This is a genomic window from Pectobacterium sp. F1-1 (genome assembly GCF_025643735.1).
Lineage (GTDB): Bacteria > Pseudomonadota > Gammaproteobacteria > Enterobacterales > Enterobacteriaceae > Pectobacterium > Pectobacterium colocasium.
This window is the reverse complement of sequence record NZ_CP104733.1, coordinates 3,015,177-3,033,896: the sequence shown is the minus strand read 5'-3', so window position 1 is coordinate 3,033,896 and position 18,720 is coordinate 3,015,177. Positions and strand designations below refer to the sequence as shown.

Annotated in this window: 20 protein-coding genes, 1 tRNA gene and 1 pseudogene; 12 read left to right on the top strand and 10 right to left on the bottom strand. The window is 48.4% G+C overall.

The genetic code is table 11. From position 1 onward, the window contains the following. Positions 1-47: 47 nt before the first annotated feature. Positions 48-506 carry a methylglyoxal synthase gene (locus NAL19_RS13440; protein WP_225085047.1) on the bottom strand — a complete coding sequence of 153 codons (459 nt, stop codon included), beginning with the start codon at positions 504-506 and terminating at the stop codon, positions 48-50. A 137-nt stretch (positions 507-643) separates the two neighbouring features. Continuing rightward, entirely contained in the window at positions 644-1,168 is a 525-nt protein-coding gene (locus tag NAL19_RS13435; RefSeq protein WP_225085046.1) for a DUF2057 family protein, read from the bottom strand. Between the two features lie 193 nt (positions 1,169-1,361). Between NAL19_RS13435 and NAL19_RS13430 the strand changes: the two genes are divergently transcribed. Continuing rightward, on the top strand, positions 1,362-1,775 hold the full coding sequence (locus tag NAL19_RS13430; protein ID WP_263057620.1) for a CoA-binding protein: 414 nt from the start codon (positions 1,362-1,364) through the stop codon (positions 1,773-1,775). Between the two features lie 98 nt (positions 1,776-1,873). Here NAL19_RS13430 and hspQ read toward each other — a convergent pair whose 3' ends face one another. Then, positions 1,874-2,182, bottom strand: a complete 309-nt coding sequence (gene hspQ, locus NAL19_RS13425) for a heat shock protein HspQ (RefSeq protein WP_015840746.1) — start codon at positions 2,180-2,182, stop codon at positions 1,874-1,876. A gap of 241 nt (positions 2,183-2,423) precedes the next feature. Here hspQ and yccX point away from each other — a divergent pair, with 241 nt between their 5' ends. Beyond that, positions 2,424-2,702, top strand: coding sequence for an acylphosphatase (yccX, locus tag NAL19_RS13420; RefSeq protein WP_263057619.1), 279 nt, complete (start codon positions 2,424-2,426; stop codon positions 2,700-2,702). Between the two features lie 12 nt (positions 2,703-2,714). Here yccX and tusE read toward each other — a convergent pair whose 3' ends face one another. Further along, the gene (gene tusE, locus NAL19_RS13415) at positions 2,715-3,044 is read right to left on the bottom strand and encodes a sulfurtransferase TusE (RefSeq protein ID WP_225085043.1); all 330 of its coding nucleotides are present in this window, start codon (positions 3,042-3,044) and stop codon (positions 2,715-2,717) included. 110 nt (positions 3,045-3,154) lie between these two features. Continuing rightward, complete coding sequence (gene yccA / locus NAL19_RS13410; protein WP_107167731.1) at positions 3,155-3,814, bottom strand: FtsH protease modulator YccA; 660 nt, start codon at positions 3,812-3,814, stop codon at positions 3,155-3,157. Between the two features lie 288 nt (positions 3,815-4,102). Here yccA and NAL19_RS13405 point away from each other — a divergent pair. Then, positions 4,103-4,190, top strand: a tRNA-Ser gene (locus tag NAL19_RS13405). Positions 4,191-4,773: 583 nt separating this feature from the next. Here NAL19_RS13405 and NAL19_RS13400 read toward each other — a convergent pair. Next, positions 4,774-5,028 (bottom strand): biofilm/acid-resistance regulator YmgB/AriR, encoded by a 255-nt coding sequence (locus NAL19_RS13400; protein WP_225085042.1) that lies wholly within the window; start codon positions 5,026-5,028, stop codon positions 4,774-4,776. A gap of 526 nt (positions 5,029-5,554) precedes the next feature. Between NAL19_RS13400 and NAL19_RS13395 the strand changes: the two genes are divergently transcribed. The 4 genes from NAL19_RS13395 to NAL19_RS13380 all read left to right on the top strand — a co-directional run bounded on the left by NAL19_RS13395 (position 5,555) and on the right by NAL19_RS13380 (position 7,679). Further along, positions 5,555-5,977 carry an NUDIX hydrolase gene (locus tag NAL19_RS13395; RefSeq protein ID WP_225085041.1) on the top strand — a complete coding sequence of 141 codons (423 nt, stop codon included), beginning with the start codon at positions 5,555-5,557 and terminating at the stop codon, positions 5,975-5,977. A 107-nt stretch (positions 5,978-6,084) separates the two neighbouring features. Further along, complete coding sequence (locus tag NAL19_RS13390) at positions 6,085-6,609, top strand: isochorismatase family protein (protein ID WP_263057618.1); 525 nt, start codon at positions 6,085-6,087, stop codon at positions 6,607-6,609. Between the two features lie 4 nt (positions 6,610-6,613). Further along, on the top strand, positions 6,614-7,069 hold the full coding sequence (locus NAL19_RS13385) for a GNAT family N-acetyltransferase (protein ID WP_263057617.1): 456 nt from the start codon (positions 6,614-6,616) through the stop codon (positions 7,067-7,069). Between the two features lie 181 nt (positions 7,070-7,250). Beyond that, the gene (locus tag NAL19_RS13380; protein ID WP_225085038.1) at positions 7,251-7,679 is read left to right on the top strand and encodes a universal stress protein; all 429 of its coding nucleotides are present in this window, start codon (positions 7,251-7,253) and stop codon (positions 7,677-7,679) included. 48 nt (positions 7,680-7,727) lie between these two features. Here NAL19_RS13380 and NAL19_RS13375 read toward each other — a convergent pair. Then, positions 7,728-8,233 (bottom strand): annotated as a pseudogene (locus NAL19_RS13375) (DUF523 domain-containing protein). 83 nt (positions 8,234-8,316) lie between these two features. After that, a complete protein-coding gene (locus NAL19_RS13370) occupies positions 8,317-8,502 on the bottom strand; it encodes a GhoT/OrtT family toxin (protein WP_225085036.1) in 186 nt (61 codons plus the stop codon). Between the two features lie 155 nt (positions 8,503-8,657). Here NAL19_RS13370 and NAL19_RS13365 point away from each other — a divergent pair, with 155 nt between their 5' ends. The 3 genes from NAL19_RS13365 to NAL19_RS13355 all read left to right on the top strand — a co-directional run bounded on the left by NAL19_RS13365 (position 8,658) and on the right by NAL19_RS13355 (position 11,914). After that, complete coding sequence (locus NAL19_RS13365; protein WP_225085035.1) at positions 8,658-8,957, top strand: hypothetical protein; 300 nt, start codon at positions 8,658-8,660, stop codon at positions 8,955-8,957. Between the two features lie 155 nt (positions 8,958-9,112). Beyond that, positions 9,113-9,394 (top strand): hypothetical protein, encoded by a 282-nt coding sequence (locus NAL19_RS13360; protein WP_225085034.1) that lies wholly within the window; start codon positions 9,113-9,115, stop codon positions 9,392-9,394. A gap of 855 nt (positions 9,395-10,249) precedes the next feature. Next, positions 10,250-11,914 (top strand): methyl-accepting chemotaxis protein, encoded by a 1,665-nt coding sequence (locus NAL19_RS13355; RefSeq protein WP_263057616.1) that lies wholly within the window; start codon positions 10,250-10,252, stop codon positions 11,912-11,914. A gap of 122 nt (positions 11,915-12,036) precedes the next feature. Here NAL19_RS13355 and NAL19_RS13350 read toward each other — a convergent pair whose 3' ends face one another. Together NAL19_RS13350 and NAL19_RS13345 are read right to left on the bottom strand one after the other, a co-directional pair. Continuing rightward, a complete protein-coding gene (locus NAL19_RS13350; protein ID WP_263057615.1) occupies positions 12,037-13,560 on the bottom strand; it encodes a PepSY-associated TM helix domain-containing protein in 1,524 nt (507 codons plus the stop codon). 103 nt (positions 13,561-13,663) lie between these two features. Next, entirely contained in the window at positions 13,664-14,128 is a 465-nt protein-coding gene (locus tag NAL19_RS13345) for a DUF2946 domain-containing protein (RefSeq protein WP_263057614.1), read from the bottom strand. A 443-nt stretch (positions 14,129-14,571) separates the two neighbouring features. On the opposite strand from NAL19_RS13345, the gene NAL19_RS13340 reads away from it, so the two are divergent. Both NAL19_RS13340 and mdoH read left to right on the top strand, forming a co-directional pair. After that, positions 14,572-16,074 (top strand): glucan biosynthesis protein G, encoded by a 1,503-nt coding sequence (locus tag NAL19_RS13340; RefSeq protein WP_263059718.1) that lies wholly within the window; start codon positions 14,572-14,574, stop codon positions 16,072-16,074. Beyond that, positions 16,067-18,631: a glucans biosynthesis glucosyltransferase MdoH gene (gene mdoH, locus NAL19_RS13335; RefSeq protein ID WP_263057613.1), complete on the top strand. Its 2,565-nt coding sequence runs from the start codon at positions 16,067-16,069 to the stop codon at positions 18,629-18,631. The genes NAL19_RS13340 and mdoH overlap by 8 nt, the downstream gene beginning before the upstream one ends. Positions 18,632-18,720: the final 89 nt, after the last annotated feature.

The window sequence follows — 18,720 nt, the reverse complement described above, 5'->3', positions numbered from 1 at the left end:
CAGCGTCGACGGTGTGATACGCCGCTGGTCCATGGTCATTGCGGTAACTATTTCAGGCGATCTTGCAGATAGCGCTGATAATCAGGGATGGTGATCTGTACGGATTCTTTAAATAGCGCAGAGTTGACCAGAAAATCCGCCGTTGCACGGTTGGTGGCCACGGGAATGTTCCACACTGTAGCTAGCCTCAGGAGCGCCTTCACATCGGGATCGTGTGGTACGGCGTTAAGCGGATCCCAAAAGAAGATCATTAAATCGATTTTTCCTTCGGAGATGAGAGCGCCAACCTGTTGATCCCCTCCCATTGGCCCGCTCAGCATGCTTTTTACGGGCAGTCCCGTATTCAACTGAATCAGGTTTCCGGTGGTTCCGGTGGCGTAAAGCGTGTGCTCTTTGAGCTGTTCTTTATTCGTACCAACCCAATCCAGCAGGGATTGTTTACAGTGGTCGTGTGCTACCAGCGCAATATGTTTTTGCGCGGCGATGGTACGGGTGGTGAACTCCATGGTTACGTCCTTCAATCTGGTGTAGTAAAGCTGACGCTAGGGTACAGACAGATTACGGAAACGCTGTTTCGGTGCAAAGCGATAAAAGCAGGAAAAGGCGAACGGGTATCAAAAATCTGATGTGACTGCGCGTAAAATCACCAGGTTACGGATTCATTCAGTGCGGTGGCAAAGCCTGCAACGGAAGCGCCTTTCGCCGCTGCGTTGTATTCCGACATCTTCCGCTCTATATCGAGCAGCTCATTGTCAGCGATGACAAGCGCATCGGTACGCACGGGGATAGCCTGATTTTTCTCATCAAGTAGTTGATATTGAGGCTGAGCAGTGAAATTTTTGCGCTCCTCAAGGGTGTGCAGCGGTGGGAGTTTAAATGATACCGATGCCACTTTTTCCGTGTTAAACGCCGCAATAAACGTGGAAGGAAAATAGGTGATCGGCGCACCGGTTTGGGCATCGATGGTATCGGCAACTTTGAACAAAATCTGATGTTGCCCACTGCCAAGTTCGAGGCTATCGGCGCCTTTCAGCAGCGAGCCTGACATTTTTTGCCCGTCAACCATCAGGAGATCGATTTTCTGATCTAATTTCAACGTTGTTGCCGCAATTGCAGAAGAGCTGAAACCTGCAATAAAGAGACAGACAGTGATGAAGCCGAATTTCATAATTTTCCCAAATGACACCTAATCTAGGTATTGTTGAGGAATTGTCTGAATGTGTCAAAGGTTTCAATTTGAAACAGGCTGTTATGGCATTTTTCGTTCTATAGGGTGCAGACGGTGGGTTTTTGAGCCATTTCCTGCTATTCGTAGAATGTGCGATACACTGTAATAAATCACGCAAGAGAGGCGGAATAGCATGAATGACAGTGATATTGAATCTGTACTGAAAACGGTAAAAACCATTGCACTTGTGGGAGCCAGTGATAAACCGTCTCGCCCGAGTTATGGTGTGATGGCGTATTTGCTTGAACAGGGGTACGACGTTATTCCCGTTAGCCCCAAACTGGCAGGCCAGACGCTTCTGGGCCAAAAAGCGTATGCCAACTTGGCGGATATTCCTAAACCGGTTGATATGGTCGATGTCTTTCGCCAGCCGGAAGCAGCTTATGAGGTCGCCAAAGAGGCAATCGCCATTGGCGCTAACGTGCTATGGCTACAGATCGGCGTCATCAATGAGCAAGCGGCAATTTTGGCTCACGATGCCGGGCTGAAAGTCGTAATGGATCGCTGCCCGAAAATTGAAATTCCACGGTTAGGGCTGGGTAAGTAAGCGTGTGGGGGAAATGCGTTACAAGCGCAGGGCGATGTTGAGTATCACAACATCGCCAATGTCTGCCTTCGGTAGCCAATATTTTCCGTCGGGAAAAGCTAATGGCGCAGTTGTGGTGCGCGGCGCTGAATGACCTCGGCTAATTCATTTAGTGAAGGATGCTCGTGTTCTGAAAGCTCTTCCTTCATCAATTGTGCTTCTGCCAGATAGGTATGTATCGGTTGGCCTTCGTCATCTTCCATCACCACGTGATACCACGGTTCTGAACGCGGCGTATCATTGCCGCTAATTTCTTCCCAGGTGGGCGTTTCTAATGAGTATTCGGGATCGATATCAATAACAACCCCCGGAAACCCCAGCAGCTTATGACGAATCTGTTGTCCGATGCCAAATTTACAGATGATCATATAACCCCCTGGAAATAGATTACACTTTCTACTCGCTGCGGATGACGTGGAGGAGGACAAACGCATCTGATAACGCCTTTTAGCGTACAGCGTTTTTCAAGCGATGTGTTCGCTGGTGAATCACTGGCTGAACACATTATTAACAGTATGGTGTAAATTTTTAGAAGATACACCCCTGCTAATGAAATGTTGTTTAGCCTCTCGGGGTGAAAAGGGGGAGGAAGATGAAAGGGGGAAGAATATGGTAAAGATAGCAACAGTCGCCTATGTCTATGGCATGGTTCAGGGCGTCGGGTTTCGCTACAACACGCAGCATCAGGCCAGGCGACTTGGGCTTAATGGGTATGCGCGCAATTGCGATGATGGCAGCGTGGAAGTGGTGGCAAATGGCGAACCTCATGCGGTAGAGGCGTTGATTGAGTGGCTGAAGCAAGGTGGCCCACGAAGCGCCAGAGTGGATAGGGTGCTTATTGAGCCACACGGCAAGACGGACTATGAGAGTTTTACGATCCGCTATTGAAAGCGGATGACGTTAGATGCATTTGACCGGTTTGGGTAAGCCGGCAATTTTCGTTGCCTGCTTCGCTGGTCCTTTCGGGAACAGTTTATACAGGTAGCGACTGTTTCCTTTCTCTTCGCCATACTTTTTCGCCATCGCTTTAACCAACATGCGTATCGCGGGTGATGTATTAAATTCCTGATAAAAATTTCGTACAAACCGGACAACTTCCCAATGCGGTTCAGTTAGCGTGATGCCTTCTTGTTCTGCTAACACGTGAGCCAACGCTTCACTCCACGCGGTGCTATCCATTAGGTAACCTTGCGCGTCTGTTGCGATTGTGCGTCCTTCAAACTCCAACATCTTCTCTCCACCAGCGATAAATCAGCCTGCAGTTTAGCAAATATTTCTGTCTGCGCCGGAATAAAAAAAAGCCCCGACAGGGGCTTTCTCGGTGTAGTGCTAAACGAGACTTAGTCGTTACGCATGATGCCCAGAATGCTCAGCAGGCTAACGAAAATATTGTATATCGCGACATACAGGCTAACGGTTGCCCGGATGTAGTTGGTTTCGCCACCGTGAATGATGTTACTGGTTTCCCACAGGATGGCACCCGCAGAGAACAGAATAAACAGGGCGCTGATCGCCAGATGTAATGCCGGAATCTGCAAGAACAGATTGGCGATGACGGCAACAATCAGAACCACGAACCCTGCCATCATCATGCCTGACAGGAAGGACATATCCTTACGTGTCGTTAAGACATAGGCTGAACAGCAGAAGAACACCAGTGCCGTGCCGCCTAGCGCTAGCATAACAATGTCGCCTGCGCCGGAAGAAATCAGCGAGCTTAAAATCGGGCCCAGCGTATAACCCATAAATCCAGTCAGAGCGAATGCCGCCAGAATACCCGCAGGGCTGTTTGCCAGTTTGTGCGTCAGGAACATCAGGCCATAAAACCCAACCAGCATCAGAATCAAGCCAGGGGCAGGCAGGTTAAGTACGGTACTTGCCGTTGCGGTAACGGCGGAAAAGCCCAGCGTTAGCGACAGCAGGAAATAGGTGTTGCGCAGCACTTTGTGCGTGCTGAGTAGCGAGCTTTCACGAGTAGAAGAAACAACAATACGATCCATATCAGCGACTCTCTCTTCAGGGTGCTATTATCCAATGTCAAAGAGTAAATAGTTTCAGGACGTGATTAAAGGTGGTTTACCCTTCTTTACGCTGAAAATAGTTCATCCTTCGAGTCTGCGCTCGTGTTTTGTTCTGTGATTTTTAGGAGGTGGGAGATAAGTTGCGCTATTTTATCTACTGTGTGACGATTTTGCGTTCAAACGCACTGCGGTAGATTATTTTTCAGGCAATTGAGCGCAGTGATGCTTTACAAGATCTCATTCACTGTTTATAGTTCGCGTCATTGCGGAGGAGTGGCCGAGTGGTTGAAGGCACCGGTCTTGAAAACCGGCGACGCGAAAGTGTTCTAGAGTTCGAATCTCTACTCCTCCGCCAAAAAATTCAACGGGTTAGCTTAGGCTAGCCCGTTTTCGTTTGTGTTATTCAATTCGACAGCATGTCTACCTTGTATCGCTAATAAACCTGTTGTCCGTAACGGCGTTCGAACCAAGCTGCTGTGAGCGTGTCGCGACGCTGCGATACGAATTTTTCCCTTTCCTATTCATTCAGAAATGAATATTAACGATGAGTAAAATAAATAGGTGTCGCATTCTGCGTCATTAATAAATCGATAGTTGTTGGTCAGGAATAATAACAATACAAACATCTGTGTTATTTATTGCGGACATATTCATAGTCGGTTGTGAAAATTAAATAAAATCCTGATCGATAAAGCATATACCCTAAATAATTCGAGCTTCAGGACAAAAACGACGAGGCGTTTTTGAACAACGCAAAGCGTTGGCCCGCTAGGGCAAGGCTTATTTATAAGCCTTGTAACGCGGCAAGCGAGGGAATCCCGATGAGCTTACTCAAGTCAGTGATTCGGGTGAGTGAACGCAGTCAACGCACATGCAACTTGAAGTATGACGAGTATAAACGTTATCGGAAAACGATAGATAAGTACCGTGACCTTACATTAAATCAGGAAGTCATCCTGAGTTTTATAAACAACCAGTTCCAGCAATGCTCGATATTTCTCCTGAAAAGCGGCATTGGCCTCTGTTTCAATTTTGTGAATTAATTTAGCGATGATGGCCTTGTTACTGACGGAGTGGCCGGATTGAATGATCTCTTCCACAATGTTGCCGAGCATTTCCATATCGCTGACCTGAGAATCAAGGGCAAGCGCGTCAGATATCGGGAGCTCATTTGGGGGCACCTCTGAATGCATTGCTTTTCCTCCCTTGCCTTGTGTGTTTTCTGACGTGATTAATGCACGTCTTGCCAGACAGCACGAATTTGCTGTCCGCCAGACATGAAGAAATGGTTAGTTAACTTTAGTCGATCATACGCATAAAACCAGTCGATAAGATAAATAAACATGGCGTGACTTGGCGATGCTTCCGAACGCCAAAGGATGACGCCGATTAATGGTCAGGCGGATAAATATGAATTTATCATTTCCCACTCATATTATGTCTGAAATAATTATGTGAGACGCATGACTTCAATAAGTTAAACATGATGGAATGAGAGGAGGCGGGAAAAAACATTCACTGAACATTAAAGACTATTAATGCATTTTGATTAAGCGCTATAAGATTTTTATCTGTACAAAAAGGCGGCATTTTTCTGTATTACATGCCTTTTATCAATTCATGTCATTTTGTCAAAAAATGTATGTTTATCAGGGAATGTCTTTTTATCAAAAACGTCTTTTTATCAAAAGAGTGCCGTAGTTTACCTGGAGTGTTGGCATGCAAAAGATCAGAACAAAAGCAGTTTGTCTTTTCCGAAACAATGGCAAGATTCTGTTAGCTGAAGGGTATGACCCTATAAAAGATGAGCACTACGTGTTGCCGCTCGGTGGTGGCGTTGATTTTGGCGAATTGTCGCAGGCAGCAGCAGAAAGGGAAGTTCAGGAGGAAATTAGCGCGGCGACCAAGGATTTTTCGCTGTTAGGCGTTTCAGAAAATATTTTCTCCTACAATGGCAAACCTGGACATGAGATTGTCTTTGTTTATGAGGCACGTTTTCAGGATGAGTCACTTTACCAGCAAGATATCATTCATGGCATAGAGACAAACGGCGTGCCGATCGTTACTCGTTGGTTTGATATTGATTTGCTGCGCTCAGGGAAAATCAAGTTTTATCCTGATGGTATCGTGGACATGATCTAGTCCGAGTCAGCCTGGCTGGCGTGATGGCAGGTTGTTACCTTCGTGATGATAATGAGTGCTGATGTTACGTGCCAATATAATGTTACATGCCAACATAAGGAAAAAAGATGCAGGTTTTGATGGTCATTGATATGCAAAATGCGGTGTTTGCAACGCCAAGGGCGCGACAGGCGCAGACGGTCGCATTGATAAACCAGCTTTCAGGTGCAGCAGATCGGACGATTTTCATCCAGCATGAAGAAGAAGGTATGTTGTCAGGCAGCGAAGGGTGGCAATTATTGCCTGAGCTCAACCAGCCAGAGGGCTGTTTGTCTATCACGAAAACGGCGTGCGATGCGTTTTATCGTACGCCGTTAGCCGATGTGTTGGCGAAACTGGGAGTTGACCACCTTACGATTTGCGGATGTGCGACGGATTATTGTGTTGATGCAACCATTAAAAATGCGGCCAGTCGAGGCTACGCGTTGACAATTGCCGCTGATGCGCACACGACGGCCAATCGTGGGGAACTGAAAGCAGAACAATTAATCACACATTACAACGACGTGTGGCGGAATTTTATTATTCCAGGTAACACGATTACCGTAGAAACAACGGAGCACATCGTTGCTTCATGGGAGATGAGTCGCTAATCCTATGGTGAATATTATTTCTGTCAGACATCACCCTGAATATAAAGAACGGGCGATTCATTACTTCCAGCGCCACTGGGCATCCGATGAGACGTTGATGCTTTACGAAGACTGTATCAACCACTGCATTGGTGCTGAAAACCCATTACCTGATTGGTATTTGCTGGAACAGGACGGGCATATTATTGGTGGTGCAGGGTTAATTACCAATGATTTCATCAGCCGTATGGATCTTTATCCCTGGCTGTGCGCGCTTTACGTTGAAGAAGATCATCGCGGCAATGGATATGCGGGACAGTTGATAGAACACCTTGCGCAGGAAGCTCGTCGTGTGGGTTTTTCTACGTTGCATTTATGCACTGAACTGCTCGGTTTTTATGAACGCTATGACTTCCACTTTATCGGAATGGGCTATCACCCTTGGGGGGAAGCATCGCGAATTTATTCGCGGTCGCTGTAGTCGCTGTAAAGGAAAGTCACGATCGCTTTAAAGAAACGCTGGTGGTGAGTTAATGGGGGCTGGCTAAAAATAATGGGCAACATGTGTAAAAGTGAACGGGATCATATTCTGCTGACGATAGTCGAACTACGCTTCTTACATACTGAGAGGTAATCAATTATCCACGCAGGGGGAGGTGATTATGTACACGAGCATCCTGGTGCCAGTAGATATAGAGCAAGATGAACTCACCAAACACGCGATTACGCATGCCGTCAGGTTGGCCAAAATGTCAGGTGCCGCAATACACCTCTTTCATTCCCTCCCGGATGCGTCGGCGTTCTTATCTGCATATTCTTTTGGCATAAAAGAGTTTGAGAATGAGGCGGTGGTGAAAGCGAATGACAAGCTTAAATCACTGATGAAAACGATTGATTTGCCAGCATCGCGCTTGTCATGCAGCGTCAGTTTTGGGGCGGCCAGAGACGAAGTGTTAGCGCTGGCGGAGGAAATGAACGCGGATTTGATCGTAATCGGTTCGCGGCGGCCAGATGTAAAAACCTATTTGCTCGGCTCAAATGCCGCTGCTATCGTTCGCCATGCGAAAATATCGGTATTGGTTGTCCGTTAGTTTTTTGGCATAACGCCACTGCCGCATTGTAATGGGGCAGTGGCGATGTTACGCATCAGCGTGGCGATCGCAGTATTCAACACGTTCGATTAACTGCTCGATCTCACGATCGGAAAACACTTCTACACCGTGGCGAATCAGTAATTCTGCGGTAACGCCGCTTCCCGCCGTTTGTGAACCATCAAATCGCCCACTGTATATCATGCGGCTACCGCAAGATGGACTCCCTTCCGTGAGGAGTGCAAAGCGGCAGTTATGCTGTTGCGCCATTTGCAGCGTTAGCCAGGCGCCCAAAATATAACGTTCGGTCACATCGCCGCCGGTTGCTTCGACAACCTTAGCGCCAGCCGTGATGACTGAAGTGCTGCCAGAGGCCGGGATAATTTCCGCCGAAGGCTGGGCGTTGGGAAACCCGCGGCCAGTTCCGGACAAAACGTAATCAGTCTCGCCTGTTGGCGCCACTGGGTAAGATAGTCGTCAATCGATTTCTTTTTGGTGCCGTTATAGCGAACGGGAAAGCCAGACAGACAGGCGCTGATCAGAATGTTACTCATCGTGGGGCATACTCTCTAAAAGGTATGGATAGGCACGACCGTGCTGATTCATCATGCAGGTTATCTGGAGGAGATGCGATGCTTCAAAAAAGGGAGAACAGCAGGACAACAGGAAAGCTCAGCGGCCAGGTAAGGCCGATAATTAGCGAGGTAAAGAATCGGATGAACAGAGACTTATCTTTACTTAACAAGAAAGTGACGATCAGAGCGATGACAAAACCGATCGTGTAGGTAAGTTTAATGAGTTCCCATAGGGAGTGATGTGGCACGTTTGTTTCCTTTTATCCTCAGAGCGCCTGCATTTTATGTTGTTAATATTTTATGATCAATTTTTTAACCCATGATGGGTAGCTGGAGAACCGCGTTCTGCGGTACGTATTTTGTACTACAGTTATTATCCTCTGGCTAAAATGAGACCCTCGGTATGAAAACGACGCTGGCTATTGCGATGGTGTGCGCTGTGGTTCTGTTTTCTTTTTCTACGCCTAGTATGGCGAAAACGACTCAGATTTCTGATGAACAGATCAAAGAACGGATCATTCAGGAATCAATTTCTTCTTATTCCGGTAATTGCCCTTGTCCTTATAATCTAGCGCGTAATGGCAGCAAGTGTGGCAAACGTAGCGCATGGAGTCGGGTTGGGGGATATTCCCCGATTTGTTACAAAGACGACGTGACTCGGAAAATGATTGATGACTGGAAGATGAGAAAGGGGAATAGGTAATATTCAGCAGGGGAAATAAAATAGCGAAATAATACCTTTACTAAGAAATTAATTACGCTATTTTTGTGACAGAAATATTAAATTTTTATTTCAGTATGGACATTACTGGCTGGCTGTCATAGCTTACTATTTTACCCTATGAGAAAGGTAATAAAATGAGTGAGATATCTAGCCTGTCCCTGAAAATTTCCTCAGAGCTGAAAGAAAAAATCAAAGCTGCTGCCCTGGAAAACGAAGTCTCTATCAGTGCAGAAGTCAGCGCTCGGTTACTGAAGAGCTTTGATGAAAGCCATCAGGGCTCTGAACTGTCCTCTGAGCTGGTGGATAGTCAGGGTACAGAAGAAGTCGGTGCAGAAGCGCCGTTGACGCAGAAAGAACTAAAGAAAATCAGGGAATTGCTGAAAGGTAAATCCAAAGCGACGTCCAAGAAAAAGTAATACTGGGCTGTGGCTCTGCATCTCTGATTGATTCAAAAAATAAATAGCAAAATTAAATCACCCAGGCGCGTTAATGAAAATGCGTCTGGGTGAGTTTTTTGCTCAACGGCACGCCATTTGTATCGAACTCGGAAAGCGGCTGGAAGCACGCTATCGCACGTCATTCATCTCACTCTCTCTCTTTCTACTTCCCATTCGCCGCTTAATATAAACACAGACAGTATTTATTTAAATATATAACAAATTGTTATTATTTATTTTCTGGTTTATTGTTACATCTTAAATGCCATATTCACTTCACCTAAGAATTACCTATCTTATAAATAGATAGATTGCAAAAAAATGATCGATTAAATAGATATTAATACCATAAGTTAGAAAATATAAAGATTATCTATAAAAAGCCGATACCGCCTTCGGCGTCAGGGAAATTTGTTCTGCTATGTAGTTGTTCGTTGCCGCTGCTATTAAACCATAATTTTAGTGACAGTCATTCTTCTGGGTTTTACACGGCATGGGAATGTAGCAAGTCAAGGTCATGGTACGGGAAAATACGGTGAAAGATGAGGTGTAAAGGATGACGTTTTTTCGACTGCCAGCGTGTGCAAAGGTCTGGTATCGCACGCCATATCTGGTTAGACCAATTCGACCGTGCCGCCATGAATATGGTTTGATCAGCCTGTCTGCCTACATATTGTTTATGTTTCTCACCAGGGCATATAAATGATCTGTCCAGAGATGTGTATTTTTTGTTATGAAAAAGAGTATTGGAGCTATCTGTATTTACTGAATGAATATTAATTTTTTAATTACATATTTTTATACAGATAGAGAAAATTAATTAAGGAGATGTTAATGAGTTTATCCAACTGGCGTATAGGATATCGACTAGGGGCGGGGTTTTCTTTTCTGGTATTAATGCTTTTGGTCATTGGCAGTGTTGCCATTTCAAAATTAAGTAACTTTCACGAAAAAATGGATGAAATTGTTTCACAAAATTATCCACTGACCGTCAAGAGTAATCAATTGATTGATGAGCTGAATGGCTACCTCAATAATCAGCAGCTGTTACTATTACTTAAATCAGAAAGTGAAATCAATAAACAGTTGGCGCTGAACAAAGAACGTTCGGCGAAAATATCTGAACTCATGGAGTATCTGAACCAGTCCGTCAATGACGATAAATCTGTTGCGGTACTGCGTGATATTGGCGACATCCGACGCGATTTCCTTGGTTCAGCGAACAAACTCGCTTCGCTGATCTCGGCAGGGAACACGGACGCCGCTGCCGAAGAATACTTCAATGTCACGCGTGTCACCCAGGTGAAATATACCAGCAAGGTCAGCGAATTCATCAAGATACAGGATGACAAGATGTCATCCTCAGCGCAAGCGGTGGGAGAAAGCTACAAAAACGCGCTGATGGTTCTCGCTACGATCATTATCATCAGTGCGCTGGCTGGGTTGATTATTGCTTCGTTGATTACCCGTAGCGTAACTCAGCCGCTACAGGAAGCGCTGGGTGTTGCTGAAAATGTCGCGAAAGGCGATCTGACCTCTGAGATTTATAACGATCGTAAAGATGAAACCGGTCAGCTGTTATCCGCCTTGAGCAATATGAATAGCAGCCTACGACAGATTGTCAGCCAGGTGCGTGATGGTGCAGAAACGATCTCCAGCGCGGCATCGCAAATTGCCGCGGGGAATCAGGATTTATCTGCCAGAACGGAAGAGCAGGCAAGCTCGCTGGAAGAAACGGCGTCATCAATGGAACAGTTGACGTCAACGATCAGAAATACCGCCGATAATACGACGCAGGCGACAGATCTTGCAGCCAGCGCGTCTGAAACGGTGAAGAAAAGCGGTGCCATGATGGAAACGGTAACGCAGGAAATGCGCGGCATTCGGGATTCGTCACAGCGGATGGCGGAAATTATCGGCGTGATTGATGGTATTGCATTCCAGACTAACATTCTGGCGCTGAATGCGGCCGTTGAAGCGGCGCGTGCTGGTGAGCAGGGGAGAGGGTTTGCCGTTGTCGCCAGTGAAGTTCGCGCGTTGGCTCAGCGAAGTGCGACGGCGGCAAAAGAAATCAAAGAGCTTATCGATGACTCGTTCAAGAAAGTGCAGGACGGCATGGATCTGGTAGAAGAAACCGGCGTTACGATGAACTCGCTGGTGACGAATGTACAGGGTGTTACGGGAATCATCAGCGAAATTGCGCAGGCCAGCCGTGAGCAAAGCGATGGTATCAACCAGATCAACCTGGCCGTAGGGCAGATTGATACGACAACCCAGCAGAACGCCGCGTTGGTTGAAGAATCCGCCGCTGCTGCGCTCTCGTTACAAGATCAGGCAAATAGCCTCGCACGTACGGTCAGCGTATTCAATCTTGGCTCCGGGTACAAAAGTGCGACGTTGAATAGAAAAACGGAAACGCCAGCACTGGCTGCACCTAAAAATAACCGTGCAGAAAAAACCACTGCCAAAGGTGAGCTAGCGGATTGGACGACGTTCTAACGTCTGTCGTTAGCCCATATTACTGATTGACCGCCATTATGTTGCATAAATTGTGTTGCACAAGTTATGTCGCATAATGGCGGTTTTTTTATGGCTCTACAGGGATGATAGCCGTGCGGAAATCAGCTTTTGGCCATAGCCCGCTTTGAATGGTTCATGTACCACCGAGCCGTGTCAATCAGCAGAAAAATAAGCAGGCTGATCCCCATGACAGGCAAACTCACAGCCAACAGCACCGTAATGAGCATAATGAGCAGGCGGTGAAAGACAGGAACCTGCATCAAAGCCGCCGTCAGCGTGTTGACCGGATTCGCACCATGACGAGATTTCGGGCGGCGTATCCACCACATCCGATAGCCCCACACGATCATCGTACAGAGTCCAAGCCCAAACGCCGCGAGGATGAGTTGGTTTGGTAACCCGAATAACACGCCCATGTGCGCATCCACCCCCCAGCGAGTGAGCTTTGCGGCCAGTGGGAAGGTGTTGAAATCGGTTTTGTCTACAATCTCCAGCGTATCAGGATTTACCGACACGGCATCCACTTGCGTTGGCCAGGCGCGGTTGATCTCCGTGACGGTCCAGGCGCGGTGTGGCTGAGTGGCGGGGCGAATTTCGATTTTATTGGCATCAATCCCGGCATGACGTGCGGCAGTCAGCACCTTGTCAAATAACGCGGGTGAAGATGCGTCGACATTTCCCATCGGCATTGACGCATGGTGTTCCGCGTGTTCATCCGTAGCCATCGCCATATCGTGACCGTGCATTATGTCGTGGTTAGACATAGGGGTAGGCAACTGAGTTTTCACTGATGGGGTTTGCCATCCTAGCGCGGCGCGGGCGACAGAAATGTTGCTTCCAGCCCACTGTGACCAGGTTAACCCCGTTGCGGAGAAAAAGAGCAGGCCAAGCACGAGACTCAGCCCCATCGTGGCATGCCAGTGACGCATGCGCTGTGTCTTCGCTGCCGTCGTCTGGCTATTTTTCAACTTCCGCCGTTTGGCTGCTGACGACTGGTGGCGAGTTGACCACCAAATGACGATGCCACCCAGTGCGGCCACCCACAGCCAGGATGCCGCCAGCTCGCTGTAATTACGTCCGATATCGCCTAGCAGCAGTCCGCGGTGAAGGTAATCAAGCCAGATACGAAATGGCAGGATGCCGCTGGTGCCGTAAACTATCTCACTGCCGCGGTTTTCCAGCGAAACGGGATCGATGAAAACAGCGCGGCTTTCCGATGGCCCGAGTTCCGGTAAGGCAAACATTACACGGGTAGTATCATTGGGCGTCGGTGCCGGACGTACCGCCAGTAATTTTGCATCCTGGTGATGAGTGAGCCCCGCCTGTGCGGCACGGATTTGTTCAGCCAGCGAATGCGGCGAGCCCTGGCTTTCAGTAAATAGCTGGTGTGAATACAGCCGATTTTCAATCTGCGGCGTCAGGACATACAGCGTTCCTGTCAGGGCGGCGATAAAAATAAAAGGACCGACAAAAATACCGATATAGAAATGTAGTCGGATGAACAGAGCGACGATCGCGGTACGTGGCGATACGTTGTCTACCGCGTGTTGAGCCGATGCGGTTTCTCCGGCTGAGCGCGTACCGGAGGCGGCAGCAGTGGCTGATGCCTGAGTAGGGTGTGACATAAAACCCTCTGAAATCATTTAGCAAAAAAATGAGCAAACGCCACACCTGAATAAGGCATAGCACGATGCGTTATAAATGCATATGGGCATGATGATGCATGATTCAGAACGGTGGGGCGCGCACCACTGGGGAAGCATAACGTTCAGGAAGGACAATACGGGAGATAAAATGAATAACCAGCGCTTCAGATAAAGAAGCGATCAGTATGGGGTTGGGGGAGCCTGCTGCGAACAGCGCCGGCGTATAAGAAAAGAGTACGCAATAACCGCAAGCGGCATGATCCATCATCATCGACGGTGATGAAGGAGAATGGTGTGATGGCGTGCCGTGGTGTCCGAACATCGTATGTCCGGTATGCTGTTGCTCCGCTAGATTGCCGCCGTGGCTGCTATGGCTTGCACTATTGTTAGGGTTCCCATCTTCATGATGCCCCTGTTCATGAACGCGATGCTCACGCTCGTGAAGCACAAGTGTTTGTGAAATCACGGGTGCAACAAAGATGGTCAAAATAGCGAAGATGCCGACCCAGGCTGGGAAACTTCGCCGTCGTAGCGCGGACAAAAGCATAGCAGTCTTATATTCAACAATACCGGGTTCAGTCAGGGAGTGTACTTTACTTGTCCTTGCATTGTTACACAAATGTTTATATCGATAGACTTCAGGTAATATGTGATCTGATGCTGATATTCGTTCCTGTGCTGATAGGTGGCGAGCCAGAAAATTGCACGGGCGTAAACGGAATAATCCTACGCACGCACCGGTCGATATTCGCTATAGTCCGTGGCTGTTTTCCACGTTTATCACTCGGTTTATCATGCTTTAGCGTTCTCGTTGTTTAAACGCTGACCTATTATGATGAACAATATCTTTATCAAGTTGTCGGGAAGCTAACTTATCCATTAATATGGATTTTAGTTGATTGAAGCACACGAACAGGGGGAGCTGTGCTGGATAATAAATTTGGGTTTAAACAGCGGGTTGCCAGCCTTCGCTGGCTGTCTGTCGCCGTTATGCTGTCTGTAAGCGCAGTGCCTGCGTGGGCATTCTCTATTGATGATGTGGCACAGCAGGCTGAAAAGCTGGCTGAAAAAGGTTTTGAAGCGCCGAAAAGTAATCTTCCTGCGCAATTCCGTGATATGAAATTTGCGGACTATCAGCAAATTCGTTTCAATAACGACAAGTCATACTGGAATAATGTACAGACGCCTTTCAAGCTCCAGTTTTACCATCAGGGAATGTATTTCGATACCCCGGTGAAAATTAATGAAGTCACGGCGACCACGGTTGATGAGATTAAATACTCACCTGAGTATTTTGATTTTGGTTCCGTCAATCACGATCCTGATACGGTTAAAAATCTCGGCTTTGCCGGTTTTAAAGTTCTCTATCCAATCAATAAAGCCGATAAGAACGATGAAATCGTCAGTATGCTGGGCGCCAGCTATTTCCGTGTGGTAGGTAAAGGTCAGATTTATGGCTTGTCTGCTCGCGGTCTGGCTATCGATACCGCGTTACCTTCTGGTGAAGAATTCCCTCGCTTCCGTGAGTTCTGGATTGAACGTCCAAAACCAAATGATAAACACCTGGTGATTTATGCGCTGCTGGATTCTCCGCGTGCGACAGGAGCTTATCGTTTTGCCGTTTATCCCGGCCGTGACAGTGTGGTCGATGTCCAGGCTAAAGTGTTCATGCGTGACAAAGTGGGCAAGCTGGGCATCGCTCCGCTGACCAGTATGTATCTGTTTGGGCCGAACCAGCCGTCACCGACGCTGAACTACCGTCCGGCGCTGAACGACTCTAACGGTTTGTCAATTCATGCCGGCAATGGCGAATGGATCTGGCGTCCGCTGAATAATCCGAAGCACCTGTCCGTGAGCACCTATTCGGTAGAAAATCCGAAAGGGTTTGGTCTGCTACAGCGTGGTCGTGATTTCGCGGCTTATGAAGATCTTGACGATCGTTACGATCTGCGTCCAAGCGGCTGGGTTGAGCCGAAAGGCGAGTGGGGCAAAGGAAAAGTTGAGCTGGTTGAAATTCCTACTGCGGATGAAACCAACGACAACATCGTTGCCTTCTGGACGCCTGATGTATTGCCTGAAACAGGCAAACCGCTGGATATTAAATATCGTCTGCACTTTACGCGCGACGAAGATCAACTGCATTCCCCGAACATTGCCTATGTTCAACAGACTCGCCGTTCTGCCGGTGATGTTAAACAATCTAACCTGATCCGCCAGCCTGACGGCACGATCGCGTACATTGTGGATTTTGTTGGACCGAATTTAAAAGAGCTGGATGAGAGCACTCCGTTAGCTTCTCAGGTCAGTATTGGCGACAACGGCGAGATTGTAGAAAATAATGTTCGCTATAACCCGGTCACTCATGGCTGGCGTCTGACGCTGCGTTTGCGTGTGAAAGATGCGAAACAGCCGACTGAAATGAGAGCTGCGTTGGTTAATGGCGAGACGACATTGACTGAAACCTGGAGCAATCAGCTGCCTGCTAATGAATAAGTCAACTTCTTCTCTCGATTATATTGAGAAACTACCTCTGCCTGCCGAACAGGCAGAGGTTCTTCGCGAAAAATTACCGCAAGCGGCCTGGAACGATCAGGCCGTTTTGCATCAGACCTTATCTGAGAATAGCCAGTCTGAAGGCCATCAGGTTAATGTTCAGGCCGAAGATGATGTTGCACTGCATTCTGTGCAGGCACGTCTTGAAATGGCCTGGGAAGATGGCCTGGACAAGGGTAAGCAACTCGGCACTGACAGAGAAGGGCGGACGGCATTAAAAGCGATGCCCGTTATTACCCGCGCTTCTATGTTCCCTGACATCTGGCGGACGAATCCGTTGGTTCGTTGGTGGGAAAGTCTGTTGGGCCGTACTGTGCCGCCTCGGCCTCATTACAGCCCGGAAGAGAAAATTTCCGAAAACCGCTGGCGTCTGGTGGGAACAATCCGCCGCTATATTCTATTGGTGTTAACGCTGTTCCAGACCGCCATCGCGACCTGGTACATGAAAACTATCCTACCTTATCAGGGATGGGCGCTCATCAATCCTTTTGAAATGGCGGGGCAACCGTGGACGCGCTCGCTGATGCAACTGCTTCCTTATGTGTTGCAAAGCGGCATACTGGTTCTGTTTGCAGTGTTGTTCTGCTGGGTGTCGGCTGGGTTCTGGACCGCACTGATGGGGTTCCTGCAACTGCTGATTGGTCGAGATAAATACAGCATCTCTTCCACGACGGTGGGTAATGAACCGCTGAATCCAGAGCATCGCACGGCGTTAATCATGCCGATTTGTAACGAAGACGTAGAACGCGTATTTGCGGGATTGCGTGCGACGTATGAATCTGTTGAAGCGACGGGCAATCTTGAGCATTTTGATATTTACGTTCTGAGCGACAGTAACGATCCCGATATCTGTGTGGCAGAGCAAAAAGCCTGGATGGAGCTGTGTCGTGATGTCGGCGGAGCAGGGCGTATTTTCTATCGCCGTCGCCGTCGTCGCGTTAAACGTAAGAGTGGCAATATCGATGATTTCTGCCGCCGCTGGGGTAATCAGTACAGCTACATGGTTATTCTGGATGCTGATAGCGTCATGAGCGGTGAATGCTTGACGTCTCTGGTCAGGCTGATGGAAGCGAACCCGAACGCCGGTATCATTCAGTCCTCGCCGAAGGCGTCGGGCATGGATACGCTGTATGCGCGCTGTCAGCAATTTGCGACGCGTGTTTACGGCCCGTTGTTCACCGCTGGTCTGCACTTCTGGCAACTGGGTGAATCGCACTACTGGGGACATAACGCGATTATCCGCGTGAAGCCGTTCATTGAGCACTGTGCTCTGGCACCGCTGCCGGGTGAAGGGTCGTTCGCTGGCGCGATTCTTTCTCACGACTTCGTCGAAGCGGCGCTGATGCGTCGTGCTGGATGGGGGGTGTGGATCGCCTACGATCTGCCGGGAAGTTATGAAGAACTGCCGCCTAACTTGCTGGATGAGTTGAAACGTGACCGCCGCTGGTGTCATGGTAACCTGATGAACTTCCGGCTGTTTCTGGTCAAAGGTATGCATCCGGTTCACCGCGCTGTTTTCCTGACAGGGGTCATGTCTTATCTGTCGGCGCCACTGTGGTTTATGTTCCTGATGCTCTCTACGGCGTTGCAGGTTGTGCATACGCTTATGGAACCCCAGTACTTCTTGCAGCCTCGGCAACTGTTCCCCGTCTGGCCACAGTGGCGGCCGGAACTGGCTATTGCACTGTTCTCGACGACATTGGTCTTGCTGTTCTTGCCAAAACTGTTGAGCGTGATTCTGGTGTGGGCGAAAGGCGCAAAAGAATACGGCGGCGCTTTCCGGGTATTTATTTCGCTGTTGCTGGAAATGCTGTTCTCGGTTCTGCTGGCACCGGTTCGTATGCTGTTCCACACGGTGTTTGTTGTCAGTGCGTTTCTCGGTTGGTCGGTGCAGTGGAATTCTCCGCAGCGTGACGATGATGCAACTCCGTGGAGCGAGGCGTTTGTGCGCCACGGTTCCCAATTGATTTTGGGGCTGGTCTGGGCGATTGGTATGGCATGGTTAGATCTGCGCTTCCTGTGGTGGCTGGCTCCGATAGTCTTTTCGCTGATTTTGTCGCCGTTTGTTTCGGTGTATTCGAGCCGTGCGTCATTAGGGTTGGGCTGTAAACGTGCCAAGCTGTTGCTGATACCGGAAGAGTTCAATCCGCCGCGTGAACTGGTTGCAACCGATGAATATTGCCGGCTGAACCATCAGCGTAGACTGGATAGCGGGTTTATGCAGGCTGTCTTTGATCCGTCAATTAACGCCCTTGCCAGCGCAATGGCGACGGCGCGTCATCGCTTTAGTCGGGCGATCGAAGACGTACGTGAGAAGAATGTGCGTGAGGCCTTGAATCGCAAGCCGGAAGAGGTGAGCAATAATCAACGTCTGGCACTGCTTAGCGATCCCGTTACGATCTCGCGCTTACACTATCATGTGTGGCAAAAACCGGAAGCCTATGCTGCGTGGATTGAGTCTTACCAGAAACTTCCCGCACCTCATATCAAAAGCTAACTTCGTGTTGGTATGAAAGATAAAGCAACGGCAACCAATTGCCGTTGCTTTTTTTTCGTCTGTCACTCTGTCACAAGGTAAGGTATCCC

Coding starts and splice junctions, on each gene's coding strand:
- NAL19_RS13365 (WP_225085035.1), top strand. CDS start 8,658: ATGAAAACGACGCTGGCTATTGCGATGGTGTGCGCTGTGGTTCTGTTT.
- NAL19_RS13355 (WP_263057616.1), top strand. CDS start 10,250: ATGAGTTTATCCAACTGGCGTATAGGATATCGACTAGGGGCGGGGTTT.
- NAL19_RS13435 (WP_225085046.1), bottom strand. CDS start 1,168: ATGAAATTCGGCTTCATCACTGTCTGTCTCTTTATTGCAGGTTTCAGC.
- mdoH (WP_263057613.1), top strand. CDS start 16,067: ATGAATAAGTCAACTTCTTCTCTCGATTATATTGAGAAACTACCTCTG.
- NAL19_RS13400 (WP_225085042.1), bottom strand. CDS start 5,028: ATGCATTCAGAGGTGCCCCCAAATGAGCTCCCGATATCTGACGCGCTT.
- NAL19_RS13380 (WP_225085038.1), top strand. CDS start 7,251: ATGTACACGAGCATCCTGGTGCCAGTAGATATAGAGCAAGATGAACTC.
- tusE (WP_225085043.1), bottom strand. CDS start 3,044: ATGTTGGAGTTTGAAGGACGCACAATCGCAACAGACGCGCAAGGTTAC.
- NAL19_RS13350 (WP_263057615.1), bottom strand. CDS start 13,560: ATGTCACACCCTACTCAGGCATCAGCCACTGCTGCCGCCTCCGGTACG.
- NAL19_RS13430 (WP_263057620.1), top strand. CDS start 1,362: ATGAATGACAGTGATATTGAATCTGTACTGAAAACGGTAAAAACCATT.
- yccA (WP_107167731.1), bottom strand. CDS start 3,814: ATGGATCGTATTGTTGTTTCTTCTACTCGTGAAAGCTCGCTACTCAGC.
- yccX (WP_263057619.1), top strand. CDS start 2,424: ATGGTAAAGATAGCAACAGTCGCCTATGTCTATGGCATGGTTCAGGGC.
- NAL19_RS13360 (WP_225085034.1), top strand. CDS start 9,113: ATGAGTGAGATATCTAGCCTGTCCCTGAAAATTTCCTCAGAGCTGAAA.
- NAL19_RS13345 (WP_263057614.1), bottom strand. CDS start 14,128: ATGCTTTTGTCCGCGCTACGACGGCGAAGTTTCCCAGCCTGGGTCGGC.
- hspQ (WP_015840746.1), bottom strand. CDS start 2,182: ATGATCATCTGTAAATTTGGCATCGGACAACAGATTCGTCATAAGCTG.
- NAL19_RS13385 (WP_263057617.1), top strand. CDS start 6,614: ATGGTGAATATTATTTCTGTCAGACATCACCCTGAATATAAAGAACGG.
- NAL19_RS13395 (WP_225085041.1), top strand. CDS start 5,555: ATGCAAAAGATCAGAACAAAAGCAGTTTGTCTTTTCCGAAACAATGGC.
- NAL19_RS13440 (WP_225085047.1), bottom strand. CDS start 506: ATGGAGTTCACCACCCGTACCATCGCCGCGCAAAAACATATTGCGCTG.
- NAL19_RS13390 (WP_263057618.1), top strand. CDS start 6,085: ATGCAGGTTTTGATGGTCATTGATATGCAAAATGCGGTGTTTGCAACG.
- NAL19_RS13340 (WP_263059718.1), top strand. CDS start 14,572: ATGCTGTCTGTAAGCGCAGTGCCTGCGTGGGCATTCTCTATTGATGAT.